Source organism: Nocardia sp. NPDC003963 (assembly GCF_053605105.1).
The window spans coordinates 1,115,742-1,132,416 of record NZ_JBSGIP010000001.1 but is presented as its reverse complement, the minus strand read 5'-3'; the positions used below and the strand labels follow the sequence as shown (position 1 = coordinate 1,132,416).

General features: G+C 68.7%; 15 protein-coding genes. 11 read left to right on the top strand and 4 right to left on the bottom strand.

The genetic code is table 11. From position 1 onward, the window contains the following. Positions 1-18 precede the first annotated feature (18 nt). The 5 genes from ACWEWT_RS05195 (at position 19) to ACWEWT_RS05175 (ending at position 4,562) form a co-directional block, all read left to right on the top strand. Positions 19-894 (top strand): LLM class F420-dependent oxidoreductase, encoded by an 876-nt coding sequence (locus ACWEWT_RS05195; RefSeq protein ID WP_452556346.1) that lies wholly within the window; start codon positions 19-21, stop codon positions 892-894. After that, on the top strand, positions 894-2,153 hold the full coding sequence (locus tag ACWEWT_RS05190; protein ID WP_452556344.1) for a glycosyltransferase family 4 protein: 1,260 nt from the start codon (positions 894-896) through the stop codon (positions 2,151-2,153). Before ACWEWT_RS05195 ends, ACWEWT_RS05190 begins: the two co-directional genes overlap by 1 nt. Next, entirely contained in the window at positions 2,147-2,878 is a 732-nt protein-coding gene (locus ACWEWT_RS05185) for a class I SAM-dependent methyltransferase (RefSeq protein WP_452556342.1), read from the top strand. The genes ACWEWT_RS05190 and ACWEWT_RS05185 overlap by 7 nt, the downstream gene beginning before the upstream one ends. Beyond that, positions 2,865-3,929 carry a prenyltransferase gene (locus ACWEWT_RS05180; RefSeq protein ID WP_452556340.1) on the top strand — a complete coding sequence of 355 codons (1,065 nt, stop codon included), beginning with the start codon at positions 2,865-2,867 and terminating at the stop codon, positions 3,927-3,929. Before ACWEWT_RS05185 ends, ACWEWT_RS05180 begins: the two co-directional genes overlap by 14 nt. A gap of 432 nt (positions 3,930-4,361) precedes the next feature. Then, positions 4,362-4,562: a hypothetical protein gene (locus ACWEWT_RS05175; protein ID WP_452556339.1), complete on the top strand. Its 201-nt coding sequence runs from the start codon at positions 4,362-4,364 to the stop codon at positions 4,560-4,562. A gap of 117 nt (positions 4,563-4,679) precedes the next feature. Here ACWEWT_RS05175 and ACWEWT_RS05170 read toward each other — a convergent pair whose 3' ends face one another. Together ACWEWT_RS05170 and ACWEWT_RS05165 are read right to left on the bottom strand one after the other, a co-directional pair. Next, the gene (locus ACWEWT_RS05170) at positions 4,680-5,546 is read right to left on the bottom strand and encodes an LLM class F420-dependent oxidoreductase (RefSeq protein WP_452556337.1); all 867 of its coding nucleotides are present in this window, start codon (positions 5,544-5,546) and stop codon (positions 4,680-4,682) included. 123 nt (positions 5,547-5,669) lie between these two features. Next, positions 5,670-6,059 carry a TetR/AcrR family transcriptional regulator gene (locus ACWEWT_RS05165; protein WP_452556335.1) on the bottom strand — a complete coding sequence of 130 codons (390 nt, stop codon included), beginning with the start codon at positions 6,057-6,059 and terminating at the stop codon, positions 5,670-5,672. 702 nt (positions 6,060-6,761) lie between these two features. Between ACWEWT_RS05165 and ACWEWT_RS05160 the strand changes: the two genes are divergently transcribed. Genes ACWEWT_RS05160 through ACWEWT_RS05135 form a run of 6 tightly spaced genes read left to right on the top strand, consistent with a single transcriptional unit; the run spans position 6,762 to position 13,473 of the window. After that, positions 6,762-7,544, top strand: a complete 783-nt coding sequence (locus ACWEWT_RS05160) for a GntR family transcriptional regulator (protein ID WP_452556333.1) — start codon at positions 6,762-6,764, stop codon at positions 7,542-7,544. Further along, positions 7,545-7,772 carry a 4Fe-4S dicluster domain-containing protein gene (locus ACWEWT_RS05155; RefSeq protein ID WP_033246130.1) on the top strand — a complete coding sequence of 76 codons (228 nt, stop codon included), beginning with the start codon at positions 7,545-7,547 and terminating at the stop codon, positions 7,770-7,772. A gap of 7 nt (positions 7,773-7,779) precedes the next feature. Continuing rightward, on the top strand, positions 7,780-9,159 hold the full coding sequence (locus ACWEWT_RS05150) for an ABC transporter substrate-binding protein (protein WP_452556331.1): 1,380 nt from the start codon (positions 7,780-7,782) through the stop codon (positions 9,157-9,159). Then, positions 9,156-10,010 (top strand): ABC transporter permease, encoded by an 855-nt coding sequence (locus ACWEWT_RS05145; RefSeq protein WP_452556329.1) that lies wholly within the window; start codon positions 9,156-9,158, stop codon positions 10,008-10,010. The genes ACWEWT_RS05150 and ACWEWT_RS05145 overlap by 4 nt, the downstream gene beginning before the upstream one ends. Further along, positions 10,007-10,774, top strand: a complete 768-nt coding sequence (locus ACWEWT_RS05140; protein ID WP_452556327.1) for an ABC transporter ATP-binding protein — start codon at positions 10,007-10,009, stop codon at positions 10,772-10,774. Before ACWEWT_RS05145 ends, ACWEWT_RS05140 begins: the two co-directional genes overlap by 4 nt. After that, a complete protein-coding gene (locus ACWEWT_RS05135) occupies positions 10,771-13,473 on the top strand; it encodes a fumarate reductase/succinate dehydrogenase flavoprotein subunit (protein WP_452556325.1) in 2,703 nt (900 codons plus the stop codon). Before ACWEWT_RS05140 ends, ACWEWT_RS05135 begins: the two co-directional genes overlap by 4 nt. Before the next feature lie 53 nt (positions 13,474-13,526). On the opposite strand, the gene ACWEWT_RS05130 is transcribed toward ACWEWT_RS05135, so the two are convergent. Both ACWEWT_RS05130 and ACWEWT_RS05125 read right to left on the bottom strand, forming a co-directional pair. After that, on the bottom strand, positions 13,527-15,200 hold the full coding sequence (locus tag ACWEWT_RS05130) for a 4Fe-4S binding protein (protein ID WP_452556323.1): 1,674 nt from the start codon (positions 15,198-15,200) through the stop codon (positions 13,527-13,529). Next, the gene (locus ACWEWT_RS05125; RefSeq protein ID WP_452556321.1) at positions 15,201-16,559 is read right to left on the bottom strand and encodes a cytochrome P450; all 1,359 of its coding nucleotides are present in this window, start codon (positions 16,557-16,559) and stop codon (positions 15,201-15,203) included. Between the last annotated feature and the right edge of the window lie 116 nt (positions 16,560-16,675).

Below are 16,675 nucleotides of genomic sequence, written 5' to 3'. Positions count from 1 at the left end.
CACAGACAAGGCATATGTATGCGTTTCGGCATCGTTCTGTTCACCAGTGACCGCGGGATCGCCCCCGCAGCGGCGGCCCGCGCCGCCGAGGACAACGGATTCTCCTCGTTCTACGTCCCCGAGCACACCCATATCCCGGTGAAACGCGAGGCCGCGCATCCGCAGACCGGCGACTCCTCACTGCCCGACGACCGCTATATGCGCACCCTCGACCCGTGGGTCGCGCTCGCCGGCGCCGCCGCGGTCACCGAACGTATCGAGCTGGCCACAGCCGTCGCGCTACCGGTCGAACACGACCCGATCACCCTCGCCAAGACCATCGCCTCACTGGACCACCTCTCCGGCGGCCGGGTCACCCTCGGCGCGGGCTTCGGCTGGAACACCGACGAACTGGCCGACCACGGCATCCCCGGCAACAAACGCCGCACCGCACTGCGCGAATACCTGGAAGCCATGCGGGCGCTGTGGCGCGAGGACGAGGCCTCCTACGACGGCGACTTCGTGAAATTCGGCCCGAGCTGGGCCTGGCCCAAACCGGTCGACCGCACGGTGCCCGTACTCATCGGCGCCGCCGGTACCGAACGTACGTGCGCCTGGATCGCGAAACACGCCGACGGCTGGATCACCACGCCGGGCGAGAACGATATCTCCGGCAGCCTGGCGACCCTGAAGAAAGCCTGGGCCGACGCCGGCCGAGAGGGTGCGCCGCGCGTGGTCGCACTCGATTTCAAACCCGATGCCGAACGCCTCGCCTCCTGGGCCGCCGACGGTGTCACCGACGTCCTGTACGGCCTGCCGGACAAGGGCGAACCGGAGGTGCGTGCCTATCTCGAACGGCTGGCTGGCAAACTGCGGAGCATGAATTCGATCACCGAGACGGGCGAGGACAGCTAGTGCGGATAGCCCTGTTGTCCTACCGCAGCAAGCCCCATTGCGGTGGGCAGGGGGTCTACGTGCGCCGCCTCAGCGCCGGACTGGCCGAACTCGGCCACGACGTGGAGGTGTTCTCCGGTCAGCCCTACCCGGCCGACCTGGACCCGCGCGTAACCCTGACCGAGGTGCCCAGCCTGGACCTCTATCGCGACGAGGACCCGTTCCGCACCCCCCATCCCCGCGAGATCCGGGATCGGATCGATCTGCTGGAACTGGCCACCATGTGGACGGCGGGATTCCCCGAGCCGCGGACCTTCAGCATGCGCGCGGCCCGGCTGTTGCGCGGCCGGATCGACGATTTCGACGTGGTACACGACAACCAGTGCCTGGGCAGCGGGTTGCTCGATATCGCGAAACGGCTGCCGCTGGTCGCGACCGTGCATCATCCGATCACCAAGGACCGCGAGGTGGATCTGGCGGCCGCGATCTGGCGGCGCAAACCCCTGGTCCGCCGCTGGTACGGCTTCCTGGGTATGCAGGAGCGGATCGCCCGCCGGATCCCCGATCTGCTCACCGTCTCCTCGTCGTCGGCGACCGATATCGCCGACGACTTCGGTGTCGACCCCGGCCGGATCGATGTCGTACCCCTCGGCGTGGACACCGAACTGTTCGCGCCGCGCGGCCCCCGGGTCCCGGGCCGGATCGTCGCCGTCGCCAGCGCCGACAAACCCCTCAAGGGCATCACCCACCTGCTGCAGGCACTGACCCGGTTGCGGATCACCCACAAGGTGGAGCTGCAGCTGGTGGCGAAGCTGGAACCCAACGGGCCCACCGAGAAACAGATCGCCGAACTCGGCCTCTCCGATATCGTGACCGTCCGCGCCGGGCTGACCGATACCGAACTCGCCGAACTGCTGGCCTCGGCGGAGATCGCGTGCATCCCGTCGCTGTACGAGGGGTTCTCGCTGCCGGCCGTGGAGGCCATGGCCTCGGGCACCCCCTTGGTGGTCAGCCGCACCGGTGCGCTCCCCGAGGTCGTGGGCGAACCGGGCGTCTGCGCCGAACTCATCACCCCCGGCGATTCCGCCGAACTCGCCCGGGTGATCGCGCAACTGCTCGACTCCCCGCAGACCCGGCAGCGGATGCAGACCGCCAGCCGCCAACGCGCCGTCTCGGTGTTCAGCTGGGAATCGGTGGCCGCCCAGACCGTGCAGGTGTACGAGCGGGCCATCGCCCGGCACACCGGCGCAGAACTCGTAACAGGAGGCGCCTCGTGCTGACCGTCGACTTCGACCGCGCCGGTATCGGCCCGGGCACCCGGGTCATCGATGTGGGTTGCGGTGCCGGCCGGCATTCGTTCGAGGCCTACCGGCGCGGCGCCGATGTGGTGGCCTTCGACCAGGACGCACCCGAACTCGCCGGGGTCGCGACCATGTTCGAGGCCATGGCCCGGGTCGGGGAAGCACCCGCCGGAGCGAAAGCCGAAGCGGTGCACGGTGACGCCCTCGACCTGCCCTACGGTGCGGGTGAGTTCGATGTCGTGATCGCCTCGGAGATCCTGGAGCACGTCCCCGCCGACGATGCCGCCATCGCCGAACTCGTCCGGGTGCTGCGCCCGGGCGGACAGCTCGTGGTAACCGTGCCGCGGTGGCTGCCCGAACGGGTCTGCTGGGCGCTGTCGGACGAATACCACGCCAACGAGGGCGGGCATATCCGCATCTACAAGGCAGACGAGTTGCGGGACAAGATCACCGCGCTCGGCTTGCGGCACACCCACCGCACCCACGTCCACGCGCTGCATTCGCCGTACTGGTGGATCAAATGCGCGGTCGGCGTACACAAGACCGAACATCCGCTGGTGCGCGGCTACCACCGGATGCTGGTGTGGGACATGATGAAACAGCCGATGCTCACCAGGGCCGCCGAGAAGGCACTGGACCCGCTGGTCGGTAAGAGCGTCGCTCTCTACTTCAGTAAACCGGCGGTGGCCCGTGCCGCCGGTTGACCTGCCGTCGGTACCCTCGGTGCTCACCCGCCGCCAATGTCTGCAGACCGCACAATCGATCGCCGCCGAACAGGAGTCCTCGGGTGCCATCCCGTGGTTCTCCGGCGGTCACACCGATCCGTGGGATCACATCGAATCTGCGATGGCGCTCACCGTGGCCGGGCTGCGGGACGAAGCCGTCGCCGCCTATACCTGGTCGGCTCGCACCCAGCGGCCGGACGGTTCCTGGCCCATGCAGTTCCGTGCCGGTGAGATCGAGGACGCTGCTACCGACGTCAATTTCTGCGCCTATATCGCCACCGGGATCCGGCACTATCTCGCTGTCACGGGCGATACTTCGTTCGCATCCGATATGTGGCCGGTGGTACGTGCGGCGATCGACCTCGTCCTCGACTGCCAGGGCGAACAGGGCCAGATCTACTGGTTACGGGACGGCGCCGATATCCTGCCCGAAGCGCTGGTGACCGGTTCGGCCAGCATGTATCACAGTATCGGCGCCGCTCTGGAGCTGGCACGGCAGTTCGGCGACCCGCATCCGGAATGGGAACGTGCCCGCGGCCGTCTCGGGACCGCGCTGCGTGAAACCCCCGAGGTCTTCACCGCAAAGGACCGTTATTCGATGGACTGGTACTACCCGGTCCTCGGCGGTGCGCTCCGTGGGCGCGCCGGGTACGCCCGCATAGCTGAACGCTGGGACACCTTCGTCGTCGGCAATATCGGTATCCGGTGCGTCTCCGACCGTCCCTGGGTCACCGGCGCCGAAACCTGCGAACTGGTCATGGCCCTGGATGCCCTGGGCGACCACGAGCGAGCACAGCGGTTGTTCGCCGATATCCAGCATCTCCGCGAGACCGACGGCTCCTACTGGACCGGGCTGGTTTACGCCGACGGGAAGCGCTGGCCGGTGGAACGCACCACCTGGACCGGCGCCGCGGTCGTCCTGGCCGCCGACGCCCTCTCCCGAACCACCACGGGTAACGGGATCTTTCGCGACCTCGCCGCCGATGCCGGTCCGGCCGAGCCCGTACCCGTCCAGGTCAGCAGCGGGTAGCCCACCGTCCCATAGGGCGTACCGTCCCGGTCCCGACGGAGACGAACCTGTATTAGCCCCGGCCGGTTGTGCCGAGTCGCGACTGATATCGGCCGGCTCGCTCCGGCGTCTGCAGACCGGGCCGGGGCGCGTGGGCCTCGGCCGGGGCCGCTCGGCGGGCTCGCGTCGCCTTCGGTGGACGCCGCCCGGAGGGGTGTGTCGGGATCGCCCGTGGGCCGGTCATGGACGGGTAGTTCGCGGAAGCCGCGGCTGTAAAGAACGCCTCCGACGAAATCAAGAAGATCATCGGAACCTTCCACGAGGCCAAGACGGCGGCACCGGATCTCGTGGATGTCGAGAACCAGCTGACGACGTTGTCGAGCGGCGGCAGCTGTGGCATCGGTTTCGCTGTCGATGTCCGGATCGGTCGCGGTCGCGGGATATGTCGCGAGCATGAACGAGCACGGAAGCAGCTTGCAGCTGAATATGCTCGGCCGACTCTCCCGGCAGCCGGTTCCACCGGCACTGGTCGACGATATGCCCGTCATCAACGGAATACTGTCGGTCATCGCGCTCCGATGGCCGTTACAGCGGCCACACGTCGAGGAGGTCCGGAAGAGTCTGCTGTCGGCGCCGCCGGAATCCGGCGCGTGATCCGATACCGGGAGCGGAAGATATCACCCGCATCGGTGACGCGGTGGCCGTGCCACCCTGTCCAGGGGATGCTCGGTCCACGGGTGACCGGGTAACCGCCTGGACGGCGGCAACGCCTCAGAGTTCGGCGAGCCGCGGAACGACCGGGCCGAGCGTGTCGATCCAGCCGGCGGGGGAGCCGCCGGGCGGCATCACGATCGCGGAGTGCACACCGAGTTCGGTGTACCCGGCCATCTGCCGTACGAAATCGTCGTGCGCGGTGGGGTCGGGGCTGCCCGCGAGCACGGTTTTGCGGATGCGGTCGTAATCGGTGCCCAGATCGTCGCAGTGGCGGCGCAGTACATCGAGTTTGTGCGCCACCTCCTCGGTGCTCGACGCGAACAGGTTGCAGGCATCCCCGTAGCGCGCGACCAGTTTCAGGGTCCGCTTCTCACCACCGCCACCGATGAGCACGGTGGGCCGGTGCAGCGGCTGTGGCGAGCACAGGGTCTCCGCGAGCTGATAGTGCTTGCCCTCGAACGGCCCGTTGTTCTTCGGATCCCACATCTGCGCGCAGATCCGCAGCGTTTCCTCCAACCGGTCGAACCGTTCGCCGACCGGCGGATACGGCACACCCAACCCGTGGTGTTCGCGTTCGAACCAGGCGGCCCCGATACCGAGTGCGGCGCGGCCGCCGGAAAGCACATCGAGGGTGGTGACGATTTTGGCGAGCAGGCCCGGATGCCGGTAGGTGACGCCGGTGACCAGCAGGCCGAGTTCGATGGTGGAGGTGTGCGCGGCCATATACCCCAGGCTGGTGTAGCCCTCCAGCATATTCGCCTCGGCGGGCAGCCCGGTCGGTTCGATCTGGAAGAAATGGTCCATGAACGACAGCCAGGTCGCTCCGGCCTGCTCCGCGGCCGCGCCCACGCGCGCCAGTTCCCCGGCGATGGCGGCGGTACCGCCGTCGATCTCGAAGATAGGTATGTGCAACCCGAGTTCCATCGGAGTCGTCTCCCCTTGCCGTGGTGGATTATCCGTCCAGGACACGCTACGACTTGGAGAGCACTCCAGGTCAAGGCGCGGCGGCGGTCGTGCCCGGGATGTGTCCGGCCCGATACCGTACGTTCAGTCCCCGGTCCGGGTGGCGGCGCGGACCATATCCGCGACCAGCCCGCGAACCTGCTCGAACGAGGCCGTCGAGATCGCCGGTGCCCCGACCACATCGCGCAGCACACCCAGCCCGAGCAGTAACGCGCCCACCATCTCGGCGCGCAACTGCGCGTCCGGCCCGCCGATCCCGTCCGCCATATCGGCGAGGTATCCGCCGCAGATCCCGTCCCGCAGTTCCGCGCGTACACCCGGATGACCCGAGGAACGCAACATCGCCACCAGCGGGTGCTCCCCGTCGAATTCCGGCCACTGGCCGAAGACGACCTCCCGCAGCATGGCGTCGGCGATATGGGGGACCGGACGCTGCGACCCCCGGGTGAGCCCTTCCGGGACGGGTAACCGCATGGCTTCGGTATAGAGCGCTCCCTCGAACGTGCCACCGCCCCCGTCGTGCTCAATATCTGCGGCAGCGGCGGCCTCCCCGGCACAGTCCACTGGGACGATCTCACCCTGGGCTCGGGCTACACCGGTATGCGCCCATGCAGGCCCCCCGCTGCAACGACCTTCTCGGCGTAGCCCACCCGCGCCGGTACCCCGCGGCCCGCACCCGCTATGTGCTGTACAACCCGTTGTTCGGACGCACCGCGATGGCCGATCCGCTGCCGCCGGTCACCCGCACGATCACCCGGGCACTGGCCGCCGTCGCGGCGCAGCCGGTCGACCGGGCGGTGAAACCGTTGCTCGCTCTCCTGGACCACCCCCCGGGCCGAACCGGTCACCGCATTCCGCCGCACCACCGCGTTACCGCTGCGCGGCCGCAATTTCGACGCTGCCCGGGCCGACCGTCTCACGGCCCTGACCGAGGAGCTGCTGGCCGGTCGCGGAGTGAGGTGACCCGGCCCGCTCTCGCCCGCCGGGATCGCGGCCGATCATTCGAATCGGTCTGATCCCAAACCCGGTCGCCCGCCGGCGGGTGGCGCAATAACGCTCCCGCCCGGGATCCGCGCTGGTGGAGCCGCTCGGCACCCGGCGAATTCCGGCAGTCCGCTCGACCGTCGTCCGCGGCCGGTCCGATACCGGCCCCGGACACCACTATCGTCAGCGTTCATGCAGGTCAGCGATATGAACACCGAGCGGGCAGGCGGTACGGCCGGGGTCCGCAGGTTACGAGCCGACCAGGCCCGGCGCATTGCCGATATCCTCCGCCACCAGATCCACGCGGGCACCCTGGGCGATACCCTGCCCAGCGAACAGCACCTCGCCGCCGAACACGAAACCTCCCGCAACACCATCCGCGACGCTCTGGCGCTGCTCCGCGACGAAGGGCTCATCGACCGCGCACCCCGCGTCGGTACCCGGGTGGCCGCCCGTAAATTCGATCACGGACTCGACGCCCTGCTGGGCCTGCAGGAAACCCTGGAGGGCCGCGGCACCGTCCGGAACGAGGTGCGGGCCGGGCAGCTCATCACCGCACCACCGGCGGTGGCCCGGCGGCTCGGTATCGCGCCGGGCGAGCCGGTCGTCTATCTGGAGCGGTTGCGGTATCTGGCGGAGCAGCCGCTCAGTCTCGACCTCACCTACCTCACTCCCGATATCGGTGTGCGCGTCCTCGAACACGATCTCGCGCACACCGATGTCTTCGTCCTGCTCGAACAGCTCAGCGGCCGGTCGCTGGGATCGGCCGATCTCACCGTGGAGGCGATCCCCGCCGATCGGCACACCGCCGCCACTCTCGACGTCCCCGGCGGCGCTCCGCTGCTCATGCTCGAACGCCTCACCCGGCTCGACGACGGAACCCCTGTCGACCTGGAATACGTCCGGATGCGCGGTGACCGGATCACGCTGCGCGGCAGCCTCTCCCGCGGCATCCCCGAATGGAAGGTCCTCTAGATGGCATTGGCGAACCAGCGCACCGATATCCCCGTGACCATTGACGAATCCCTGTGTATCGAAGGCTGCACGCTGTGTGTCGAGATCTGCCCGCTCGACTCCCTGGCCATCAACCCGGACAACGGGAAAGCCTTCATGCACGTCGACGAATGCTGGTACTGCGGCCCCTGCGCCGCCCGCTGTCCCACCGGCGCCGTCACTGTCAACATGCCGTATCTCCTGAGGTAGACCTCCTATGCCTGTTCTGAAACGCCTGGCCGCGTCGGCCGCCACCGCGGCCCTGGCCCTCACCGGGTGCTCGCTGGAAGAAGCCGCCGCCGGCGATACCGTCACCGTCGTCGTCGGCTACCAGTCCAAAACCATCAACACCGTCACCGCGGGCACCCTGCTGCGTGCCCAGGGCTACCTGGAACAGCGGCTGCGGCAGATCACCGAGAACGGCGGCCCCGCCTACCGAGTCGAATGGCAGGACTACGACACCGGCGCCCCCATCACCGCCCAGATGGTGGCCGAGAAGATCGATATCGGTTCGATGGGCGACTACCCGCTGCTCATCAACGGCTCCCGCACCCAGGCCGGGGAACGTTCCCGCACCGAATTCCTCTCCGTCACCGGATACAACCCCGAGGGCGCGCTGAACATGGTGGTCGTCCCGCCGGATTCACCGCTCACCGGTATCGGTGAGCTGGCCGGTAAGAAGGTATCCGCCAGTGTCGGTTCCGCCGGGCACGGCACGCTGGTGCAGGCCCTCACCCGCGCCGGGGTCGACCCGGCCGGCGGCGTGGAGGTGCTGAACCAGCAGCCACAGGTGGGTGCCTCGGCGCTGGAATCCGGTCAGGTCGCCGCGCTGTCCCAGTTCGTGGCGTGGCCCGGGCTGCTCGTGTTCCAGGACAAGGCGAAACTGCTCTACGACGGCGCCGAACTGAACGTGCCTACCTTCCACGGGGTCGTCGCTCGCGAGCACTACACCGCCGAACATCCCGAGGTGGTGGACGCGTTCCTGCAGGCCCAGCTCGACGCCACCGAATTCCTGTGGAAACAGCCGCTGGAGGCGGCGCGGATCGTGGCCGAGGGCTCGGATCTGCCACAGGAGGTCGTGTACCTCTACAACGGCCCGGGCGGCACCTCGTTCGACACCACCCTGAAACCGAACCTGATCGCGGCCTTCAAGGACGATGTGCGGTACCTGAAGTCGATCGGCGATTTCGCCGATCTGGATATCGACGGTTTCGTCGACGACCAGCGCTTGCGCGCCGCGTTCGCCGCCCGCGGTCAGGACTACGACAGGGCACTCGCCGATACCACGAACCGCACCGCGGGTTCGGGCACCGAACTGTGGCTCGACGGCCAGGACACCACCCGTCCCGCCGGTAGCTCGGCCGAACTGCTGCGTGCCGTCGCAGCCGCCCGCGCCGCGGGCACGAAAGTCCGTGCCGCCTATATCGCCGATACCGAACTCGGCACCCGCTGGTTCGCCGACAAGGCGGTCTGGTTGCGCGACGGCACCACCTTCCTGCCCTTCACCACTCAGGCAGCCGCGCAACGCTACCGGCAAGCGCATCCCGCTGCCGCCCCGGTGACCTACGACCAGGCCGTCGCGGAGGTCCGGTCATGACCACGGTCACCGCGCTCGCGGAGGACGCCGCGGCCGGCACCGCTACCGCGGCGGTCCGGCGGCCCGGCCGGACGGTGTGGCCGGGCCGGCTGCTGCGGCTCGGTTCGGTTCTGGGGGCGATCCTGCTCTGGCAGGTGCTGACCACCGCCGATATCCGGCTGTGGCTGCGGTTCGACACCCTGCCTTCGGTAACCGAGGTGATCGCCGCGTTCGGCCGTCAGCTCGGTACCGACGTCTACTACTTGGACCTGGCGCAATCCCTGATCCGCATCCTCGCCGGCTTCGGTATCGCCACCGTCCTCGGCGTGACCAGCGGTATCGCCCTGGGCCGCTCGCGGCTGTTCGCCGGGATCCTGGGGCCGCTGACCGAACTGGCCCGGCCGGTCCCGGCCATCGCGGTCGTCCCGATCGCGATCCTGCTGTTCCCCGACGACGAAGCCGGCATCGTCTTCATCACCAGCCTCGCCGCCTACTTCCCGATCATGGTCAGCACCCGGCACGCGGTCCGCGCGCTGCCCACTCTCTGGGAGGACTCGGTGCGCACCCTGGGCGGCAACCGCTGGGAGGTCCTGCTGCGGGTGGTGTTCCCCGGCGCGCTCCCCGGGATCTTCGGCGGGCTGTCGGTGGGAATCGGTGTCGCCTGGATCTGCCTGGTGTCCGCGGAGATGATCTCCGGCCGCCTCGGGGTCGGCTACCGCACCTGGCAGGCCTACACGATCGTCGACTATCCGGGGGTTTTCGTCGGCATCATCACCATCGGCATCCTCGGTTTCGGGACTTCGGCGGCGATCGAACTGCTCGGCCGCCGGGTCACCCGCTGGCTGCCCCGGGGAGAGGAGAACAACCGATGACCACCACACTCACCGCCGAAACCCCCGCCGCCGGCACCGGCGCACCGGGAATGAGCCTGCGCCTGGACGAGATCTCGCTGTCCTACACCGGGGATCCGGTGATCGACCGGCTGACCTTGGAGGTGCGCCCCGGCGAGATCCTCGTCCTCACCGGCCCGTCGGGCTGCGGAAAGTCCACGGTGCTGCGCGCGCTGGCCGGGCTGCTGCCCCCGGACTCCGGCCGGGTCCTCGCCGACGGGGAACCGGTCACCACCACTTCCCGCGATCGGGCCGTGGTGTTCCAGGACAACGCCCTGCTGCCGTGGCGCAGTGTGCGATCGAATATCGAACTCGCGCTGCGGTTACGCGGTGAACCCAAGGCGGGGCGCCGGGCCGCGGCCGACCGCTGGATCGACGAGGTCGGGCTCACCGGATTCGCCGATTTCCTGCCCAAGAGCCTGTCCGGCGGTATGCGGCAACGCGTACAACTGGCCCGCGGCCTGGCCGGTGCGCCGCGCGCGGTGATGATGGACGAACCGTTCGGGGCGCTGGACACCCAGACCCGCGCCACCATGCAGCGGTTGCTCATCGAGACCTGGCGAACCCATCCCGCAACGATCGTCTTCGTGACCCACGATGTGGACGAGGCGCTGTTGCTCGGCGACCGGGTCGCCGTCCTCGGCCGCGCCGGGAAACCGTTGCGCGCCCTGGTCGATGTGCCGAATCCGCGTGCGGGCGCCGACCGGCGACAGCAGCGCGACCGACTCGTGGAGGCCCTGTCGTGACCGCACCCACCCTGCTCGCGGCCCCGGATCTCGCCGATACCGTCCGCCTGGACTGCGATGTGCTGGTCATCGGCGGCGGCACCGCCGGAACCATGGCCGCGCTCACCGCCGCCGAACAGGGCGCGAACGTCCTGCTCCTGGAAAAAGCCCATGTGCGGCATTCCGGTGCACTGGCGATGGGCATGGACGGTGTGAACAATGCCGTCATCCCCGGCAAAGCCGAACCGGAGGACTACGTCGCCGAGATCACCCGCGCCAACGACGGCATCGTCGACCAGCGCACGGTGTACCAGACCGCAACCCGCGGTTTCGCGATGGTGCAGCGATTGGAGAAGTACGGCGTCAAGTTCGAGAAGGACGAATACGGCGAGTACGCGGTGCGCCGGGTGCACCGCTCGGGCTCGTACGTGCTGCCGATGCCCGAGGGCAAGGATGTGAAGAAGGCCCTCTACCGGGTCCTGCGGCAGCGCAGGATGCGGGAGAAGATCCGGATCGAGAACCGCCTCATGCCGGTACGGGTGCTCACCGACGGTGGCCGGGCCGTCGGCGCGGCGGCACTGAACACACGCACCGGTGAGTTCGTCACGGTCGGCGCCAAGGCCGTCGTGCTGGCGACCGGGCCGTGCGGCCGGCTGGGGCTGCCGGCCTCGGGATACCTGTACGGCACCTACGAGAACCCCACCAACGCCGGCGACGGCTATTCGATGGCCTATCACGCGGGCGCAGAGCTCAGCGGTATCGAATGTTTCCAGATCAACCCGCTGATCAAGGACTACAACGGTCCCGCCTGCGCCTACGTCGCCAACCCGTTCGGCGGCTACCAGGTCAACGCCCGAGGGGAGCGGTTCGTCGATTCCGACTACTGGTCGGGGCAGATGATCGCCGAGGTGAAACGGGAGATCGATTCCGCGCGCGGACCCATCTATCTGAAGGTCTCGCATCTGCCCGACGAGACCCTGACCGCGCTCGAAGATATCCTGCACACCACCGAACGCCCCACCCGCGGCACCTTCCACGCCAACCGCGGCCACGACTACCGCACCCACGATATCGAGATGCACATCTCCGAAATCGGTTTGTGTGGCGGGCATTCCGCCTCCGGGGTGTGGGTGGACGAGAACGCCCGCACCACCGTGCCCGGCCTGTACGCGGCCGGTGATCTGGCGTGCGTCCCGCACAACTACATGATCGGGGCCTTCGTATTCGGCGAACTCGCCGGCGCGCACGCCGCCGCCGCACTGGCCGATACCGCGGCCCCGGGCGAGCTGCCCGCCGATCAGGTGACCGCCGCCCACGAACTCGTCTACCGGCCGCTGCGCAACCCGGACGGCCCCCCGCAACCACAGGTCGAATACAAACTGCGCCGTTTCGTCAACGACTATGTGGCGCCGCCGAAAACCGCGGCGAAACTCTCGCTGGCGGTCGAAACCTTCGAACGGATGCGCGGCGATATCGCCGAGATGGGCGCCCGCACCCCACACGAGCTCATGCGCGCCGCCGAGGTCTCCTTCATCCGCGACTGCGCGGAGATGGCCGCCCGCAGTTCCTTGACCCGCACCGAATCCCGCTGGGGCCTCTACCACGAACGTGCCGACCTCCCGGAACGCGACGACGACACCTGGCGCTACCACCTGAACCTGCGCAAAGGCACCGACGGTGCGATGCAGTTCCTCAAACGGCCGGTCGCCCCCTATCTGGTGCCGGTCCCGGGGCTCGACGATCTGCCGTCCCGGGGCGAACCGGTACCGGTCGAACAACCCGAACTCGTCGGCCACCGCCGCGCCCCGAGCGTCGTGGCGGCCGAACCCCGCACCGCCGCAGCGGAATCGACCTCCACCGCATCTCCGCGACTGCTCGCGCTGCTCGCACTGGACGCCCCCACCGCCGAAGAACTCTCGGAGTACCTGTCCGACACCGATGAACGGGTCCGGGTGGCGGCGATCGCGGCACTCACCGAGAACACCCCCGACGGTTTCGCGGCACTGCTGGTGGGCGCGCTCGACGATACCGCCGCCCCGGTGCGCACCGCCGCCGCTGCCGCCCTGCGCGAACTGGTGGAGGTGCTGCCCGCCGCCGACGGTCTCGCCGAACGCCTGCACTCCGGGGACCCGGTCGTCCGTGCGGTCGTCCTCGATCTGTTGCGCGCGGCCCGCGCCGGTGCCGCGGCCGACTATCGTGCGGCACTGGCCGACCCCGATCACCGGGTGCGGATCGCGGCGGTGCGGGCACTGGTTTCTTTGGACGAGTACGACGCGCTGGCCACCGCGGCGGCCGATACCAACCGTGAGGTCCGCATCGCGGCCGCGCAGGGCCTGGCCACCATCGGCACCGGAGGCGCGGGCACCGTCCGGGCACTGGTCACCGACCGCGACCCGCTGGTCCGGGCGGCCGCACTGGCCGCGTTCGCCGACATCGGTGCCACCGAAGCCGATATCGCATCGTGCGCCGCGGCGCTGCGCGACAGCGCCTGGCAGGTCCGGGTAGGTGCGGCCAGAGGTCTCGCGGGCGCCGAACCAGGCCCCGCCGTCACCGAATTGACCACCGCGCTCACCGACCCCCATCTGGATGTCCGCAAGGCCGCCGTACTCACGCTGGCGTCCTGGCCGGATCACGCACCGGCCCACGAGCTGCTGCGGCGGGCCGTCGACGATCCGGACGCCGATGTCCGTGCCTATGCCCGCCGTGCCGTGACCGGCTGATACCGGCCGGCCCGCGCCCCCCTCTCTCGAAAATCGGCGCGGGCCGGCCGGCGTCAGCCGCGGCGCGCGGTGGCGAGCAGCTGCTCCACCGTCGCCAGCTTCACCCGCGGACGCCCGGCGGCCGCGCCCGCGGCACGTTCGGCGCGGTCCACCGCCTGCCACGCCGTACGGTCGACCACCTCGGGCTGCCGGGTCCGCACCAGATCCGCGAGCGCGGCCCGGTCCCGGCCGGGAACCGGCAGAACCCCGGCCTTGAAATCGTCGAGGATCGCGGCCACCGTCTCCGCCGCATCGGCCCGATTGGACCCGATCACCCCGCGCGGCCCACGTTTGATCCACCCCGCCGCGTACACACCGGTCACCGGCGCCCCGGCCGCGTCCACCACGCGGCCGTCCGCCGTCGGCAGCACACCGCGCTGTTCGTCGAACGGCAGCTCACCCACCGGTTCACCCCGATATCCGACCGCGCGCACGACCAGCGACGTATCGACTTCCCCGGTTTCCCCGGTCGGCCGGGCAGTCGGTGTGGCGGCCGGGCCGGTGAGTTCGTTGTGGACATACCGCAACCCGGTCACCCGGTCGGTGCCCACGATCTCGGTGGGGGAGACGCAGTACCGGAAGACGATCCGTTTGTTGCCCTCGTGCGGCGGACGGGCGGCGAATTCCTCGGCGGCGGCCAGTTTCAGCCCGAGTTCATAGGGTGCGTCCGAGCCGGTGCGGTAGGCCTGCGCGGCCTCGTCGAAGACGAGGTCACCCGGATCGACCACGATATCGACACCGTCGAGCTGTGCCAGCGCCCGGAATTCGGGCGCGGTGTAGGCCGCCTGCAGCACCCCGCGGCGCCCCAGGATCACCACCTCGCGGATCGCGCTCTCCCGTAACGCGGCCAGTGCGTGATCGGCGATATCGGTGCGCGCCAGTTCGTCGGGATCCATCGTGAGCACCCGCGCGATATCCAGGGCCACGTTCCCGTTGCCGACGATCACCGCCCGCTCCCCGGACAGGTCGAATTCGCGGTCGGCGTAGCCGGGGTTGCCGTTGTACCAGGCCACGAATTCGGTGGCCGATACGCTGCCCGGCAATTCCTCCCCGGGCACATCGAGCCGCCGGTCGGCGGGCGCGCCGACCGCGTAGATCACCGCGTGCGCGCTCTCCCGCAGTTCGGTATGGGTGAGATGGGTACCGATCTCGGTGTTCAGATACATCTGCAGCGCATCACGTTTGAACGCGGACGCGAACATATCGGTGACCCCGCGGGTCTGGGCGTGATCCGGTGCGACACCGTAGCGGGCCAGACCCCACGGGGTGGGGAGCCGGTCGAACATCTCCACCTCGACCGTCCCGGCGACCAGCAACTGTTCGGCGGCGTAGCAGGCGGCCGGGCCGGTGCCCACGATCGCCACCCGCAGCGTGCCCAGGTCTTTGGCCAGGCGCCGCACCGGTGCCGGGGCGGACATATCCGGTTCGAGTGGGTGCCGGGCGAAATAGCCCGCGTTGACCTCCCGGAACCCGTCCAGATACGGCGGCAGATCCTCCTCGGCGTAGATGGCGTCCACCGGGCATGCCTCGTAGCAGGCGCCGCAGTCGATACAGGTGTCCGGATCGATGTAGAGCATTTCCGCGGTCGCGAACTGCGGATCCTCCGGCCGGGGCCGGATACAGTCCACCGGGCATTCGGCCACGCAACTGGCGTCGTTGCAGCAGCGCTGGGTGATGACGTAGGCCATCTAGTTCTCCTGCTGCCTGCGGCGGTACCGCACCCGGCACGGCTGCTGCAGTTGCACCACCATCTTGGAGTGGTCGTTGCGGTAGGACTCCGAAGGCTGCACCATCTCGAATTCCCAGTCCCGCAGCAGCACCGAGAAGATCGCCTTGAGCTGCATCAGCGCGAAGGCCGCGCCGACGCAGCGGTGGCGGCCGGCGCCGAACGGGATCCAGGTCCAGCGGTTGATCAGGTCTTCCTGATTGGGGTCGATATAGCGGCCGGGATCGAAACTGTCGGGGTTCGGGAAATCCTCGGGCAGCCGGTTGGAGATCGCGGGCGTCGCGGCCACGTGATCGCCGGGTTCGATCCGGTTCCCGCACACCTCGAACTCGCCCTGCGCCACGCGCATCAGGATGATGAGCGGCGGATGCAGCCGCAGCGTCTCCTTGAGCACCGCCTCCAGTTGCGGGATCTGGCGCAGCGCGTGGAAGCTCACCTCCTGGCCGTCGGCGTAGAGCTCGTCGAGTTCTTTCACCACGCCGGACAGTACTTCGGGGTGGCGCAGCAGTTCGATCACCGACCAGGCGGCGGTACCCGAGGTGGTGTGGTGCCCGGCGAACATCATCGAGATGAAGATGCCGGTGACCTCACTGGCACTGAAATGCGGGGTGCCGTCCTCTTTCTTCACCGAGACCAGCACATCGAGCAGGTCGCGGTCCTCTTTGTCGGCGGGCGGGTTCGCGATCCGCCCGTTCATGATCTCCTGCACGAGCTCGACCAGCGCGGCGCGGGATTCGTCGCGGATGCGGAAGCTCTCGATCGGCATATACGGGTCCACGTACGCCAGCGCGTCGGTCCCGCGCTCCAGGTTGTGGTAGAGGTGCGCGAACCGGCTGTCGAGTTCCTCGCGGAACTTGGTTCCGATCAGACAGGCCGAGGATGTGTAGATGGTGAGTTCGGCGAAGAAGTCGAGCAGATCGATCTCGCCTTCGTCACCCCAGGTCGCCAGCATCCGGTCGACCTCTTTTTCGATGGTCGCCGCATGCCCGCGCATCTGGTCGCCGCGCAGCGCGGAGTTGTGCAGCATCTCCTTGCGCCGCTCCGGGCTGGCGTCGAACACCACACCTTCGCCGAAGATCGGTTTCATGAAGGGGTAGGCGGCGGCCTGGTCGAGGTCCTCGTCGGCGGCGCGGAAGAAGAATTCGTTCGCTTCGGCGCCGGTCAGCAGGATGACGTGACGGCCGGCGAGTTCGAACTCACCGACATCACCGCATTCCTCGCGGACCCGGCGCATCAGCGCGATCGGGTCGGTGCGGAACTCCTCCAGGTGGCCGTGCTCGTGTTCGCCTCCGGACACCCGCGGCGGTTTCACCGAAGTCATGTGGAAATCCTTCCCCAGATTACTGTCCAGGATCTATGGTAGACACCTGTCTGGACAGTACTACGGGGTGTTGTGCGCAAGCAAGGCGTGCCGGTCCGCGCGACACTGCGATCGGC

Coding starts and splice junctions, on each gene's coding strand:
- ACWEWT_RS05145 (WP_452556329.1), top strand. CDS start 9,156: ATGACCACGGTCACCGCGCTCGCGGAGGACGCCGCGGCCGGCACCGCT.
- ACWEWT_RS05175 (WP_452556339.1), top strand. CDS start 4,362: ATGAACGAGCACGGAAGCAGCTTGCAGCTGAATATGCTCGGCCGACTC.
- ACWEWT_RS05155 (WP_033246130.1), top strand. CDS start 7,545: ATGGCATTGGCGAACCAGCGCACCGATATCCCCGTGACCATTGACGAA.
- ACWEWT_RS05125 (WP_452556321.1), bottom strand. CDS start 16,559: ATGACTTCGGTGAAACCGCCGCGGGTGTCCGGAGGCGAACACGAGCAC.
- ACWEWT_RS05170 (WP_452556337.1), bottom strand. CDS start 5,546: ATGGAACTCGGGTTGCACATACCTATCTTCGAGATCGACGGCGGTACC.
- ACWEWT_RS05195 (WP_452556346.1), top strand. CDS start 19: ATGCGTTTCGGCATCGTTCTGTTCACCAGTGACCGCGGGATCGCCCCC.
- ACWEWT_RS05140 (WP_452556327.1), top strand. CDS start 10,007: ATGACCACCACACTCACCGCCGAAACCCCCGCCGCCGGCACCGGCGCA.
- ACWEWT_RS05150 (WP_452556331.1), top strand. CDS start 7,780: ATGCCTGTTCTGAAACGCCTGGCCGCGTCGGCCGCCACCGCGGCCCTG.
- ACWEWT_RS05165 (WP_452556335.1), bottom strand. CDS start 6,059: ATGCGGTTACCCGTCCCGGAAGGGCTCACCCGGGGGTCGCAGCGTCCG.
- ACWEWT_RS05130 (WP_452556323.1), bottom strand. CDS start 15,200: ATGGCCTACGTCATCACCCAGCGCTGCTGCAACGACGCCAGTTGCGTG.
- ACWEWT_RS05160 (WP_452556333.1), top strand. CDS start 6,762: ATGCAGGTCAGCGATATGAACACCGAGCGGGCAGGCGGTACGGCCGGG.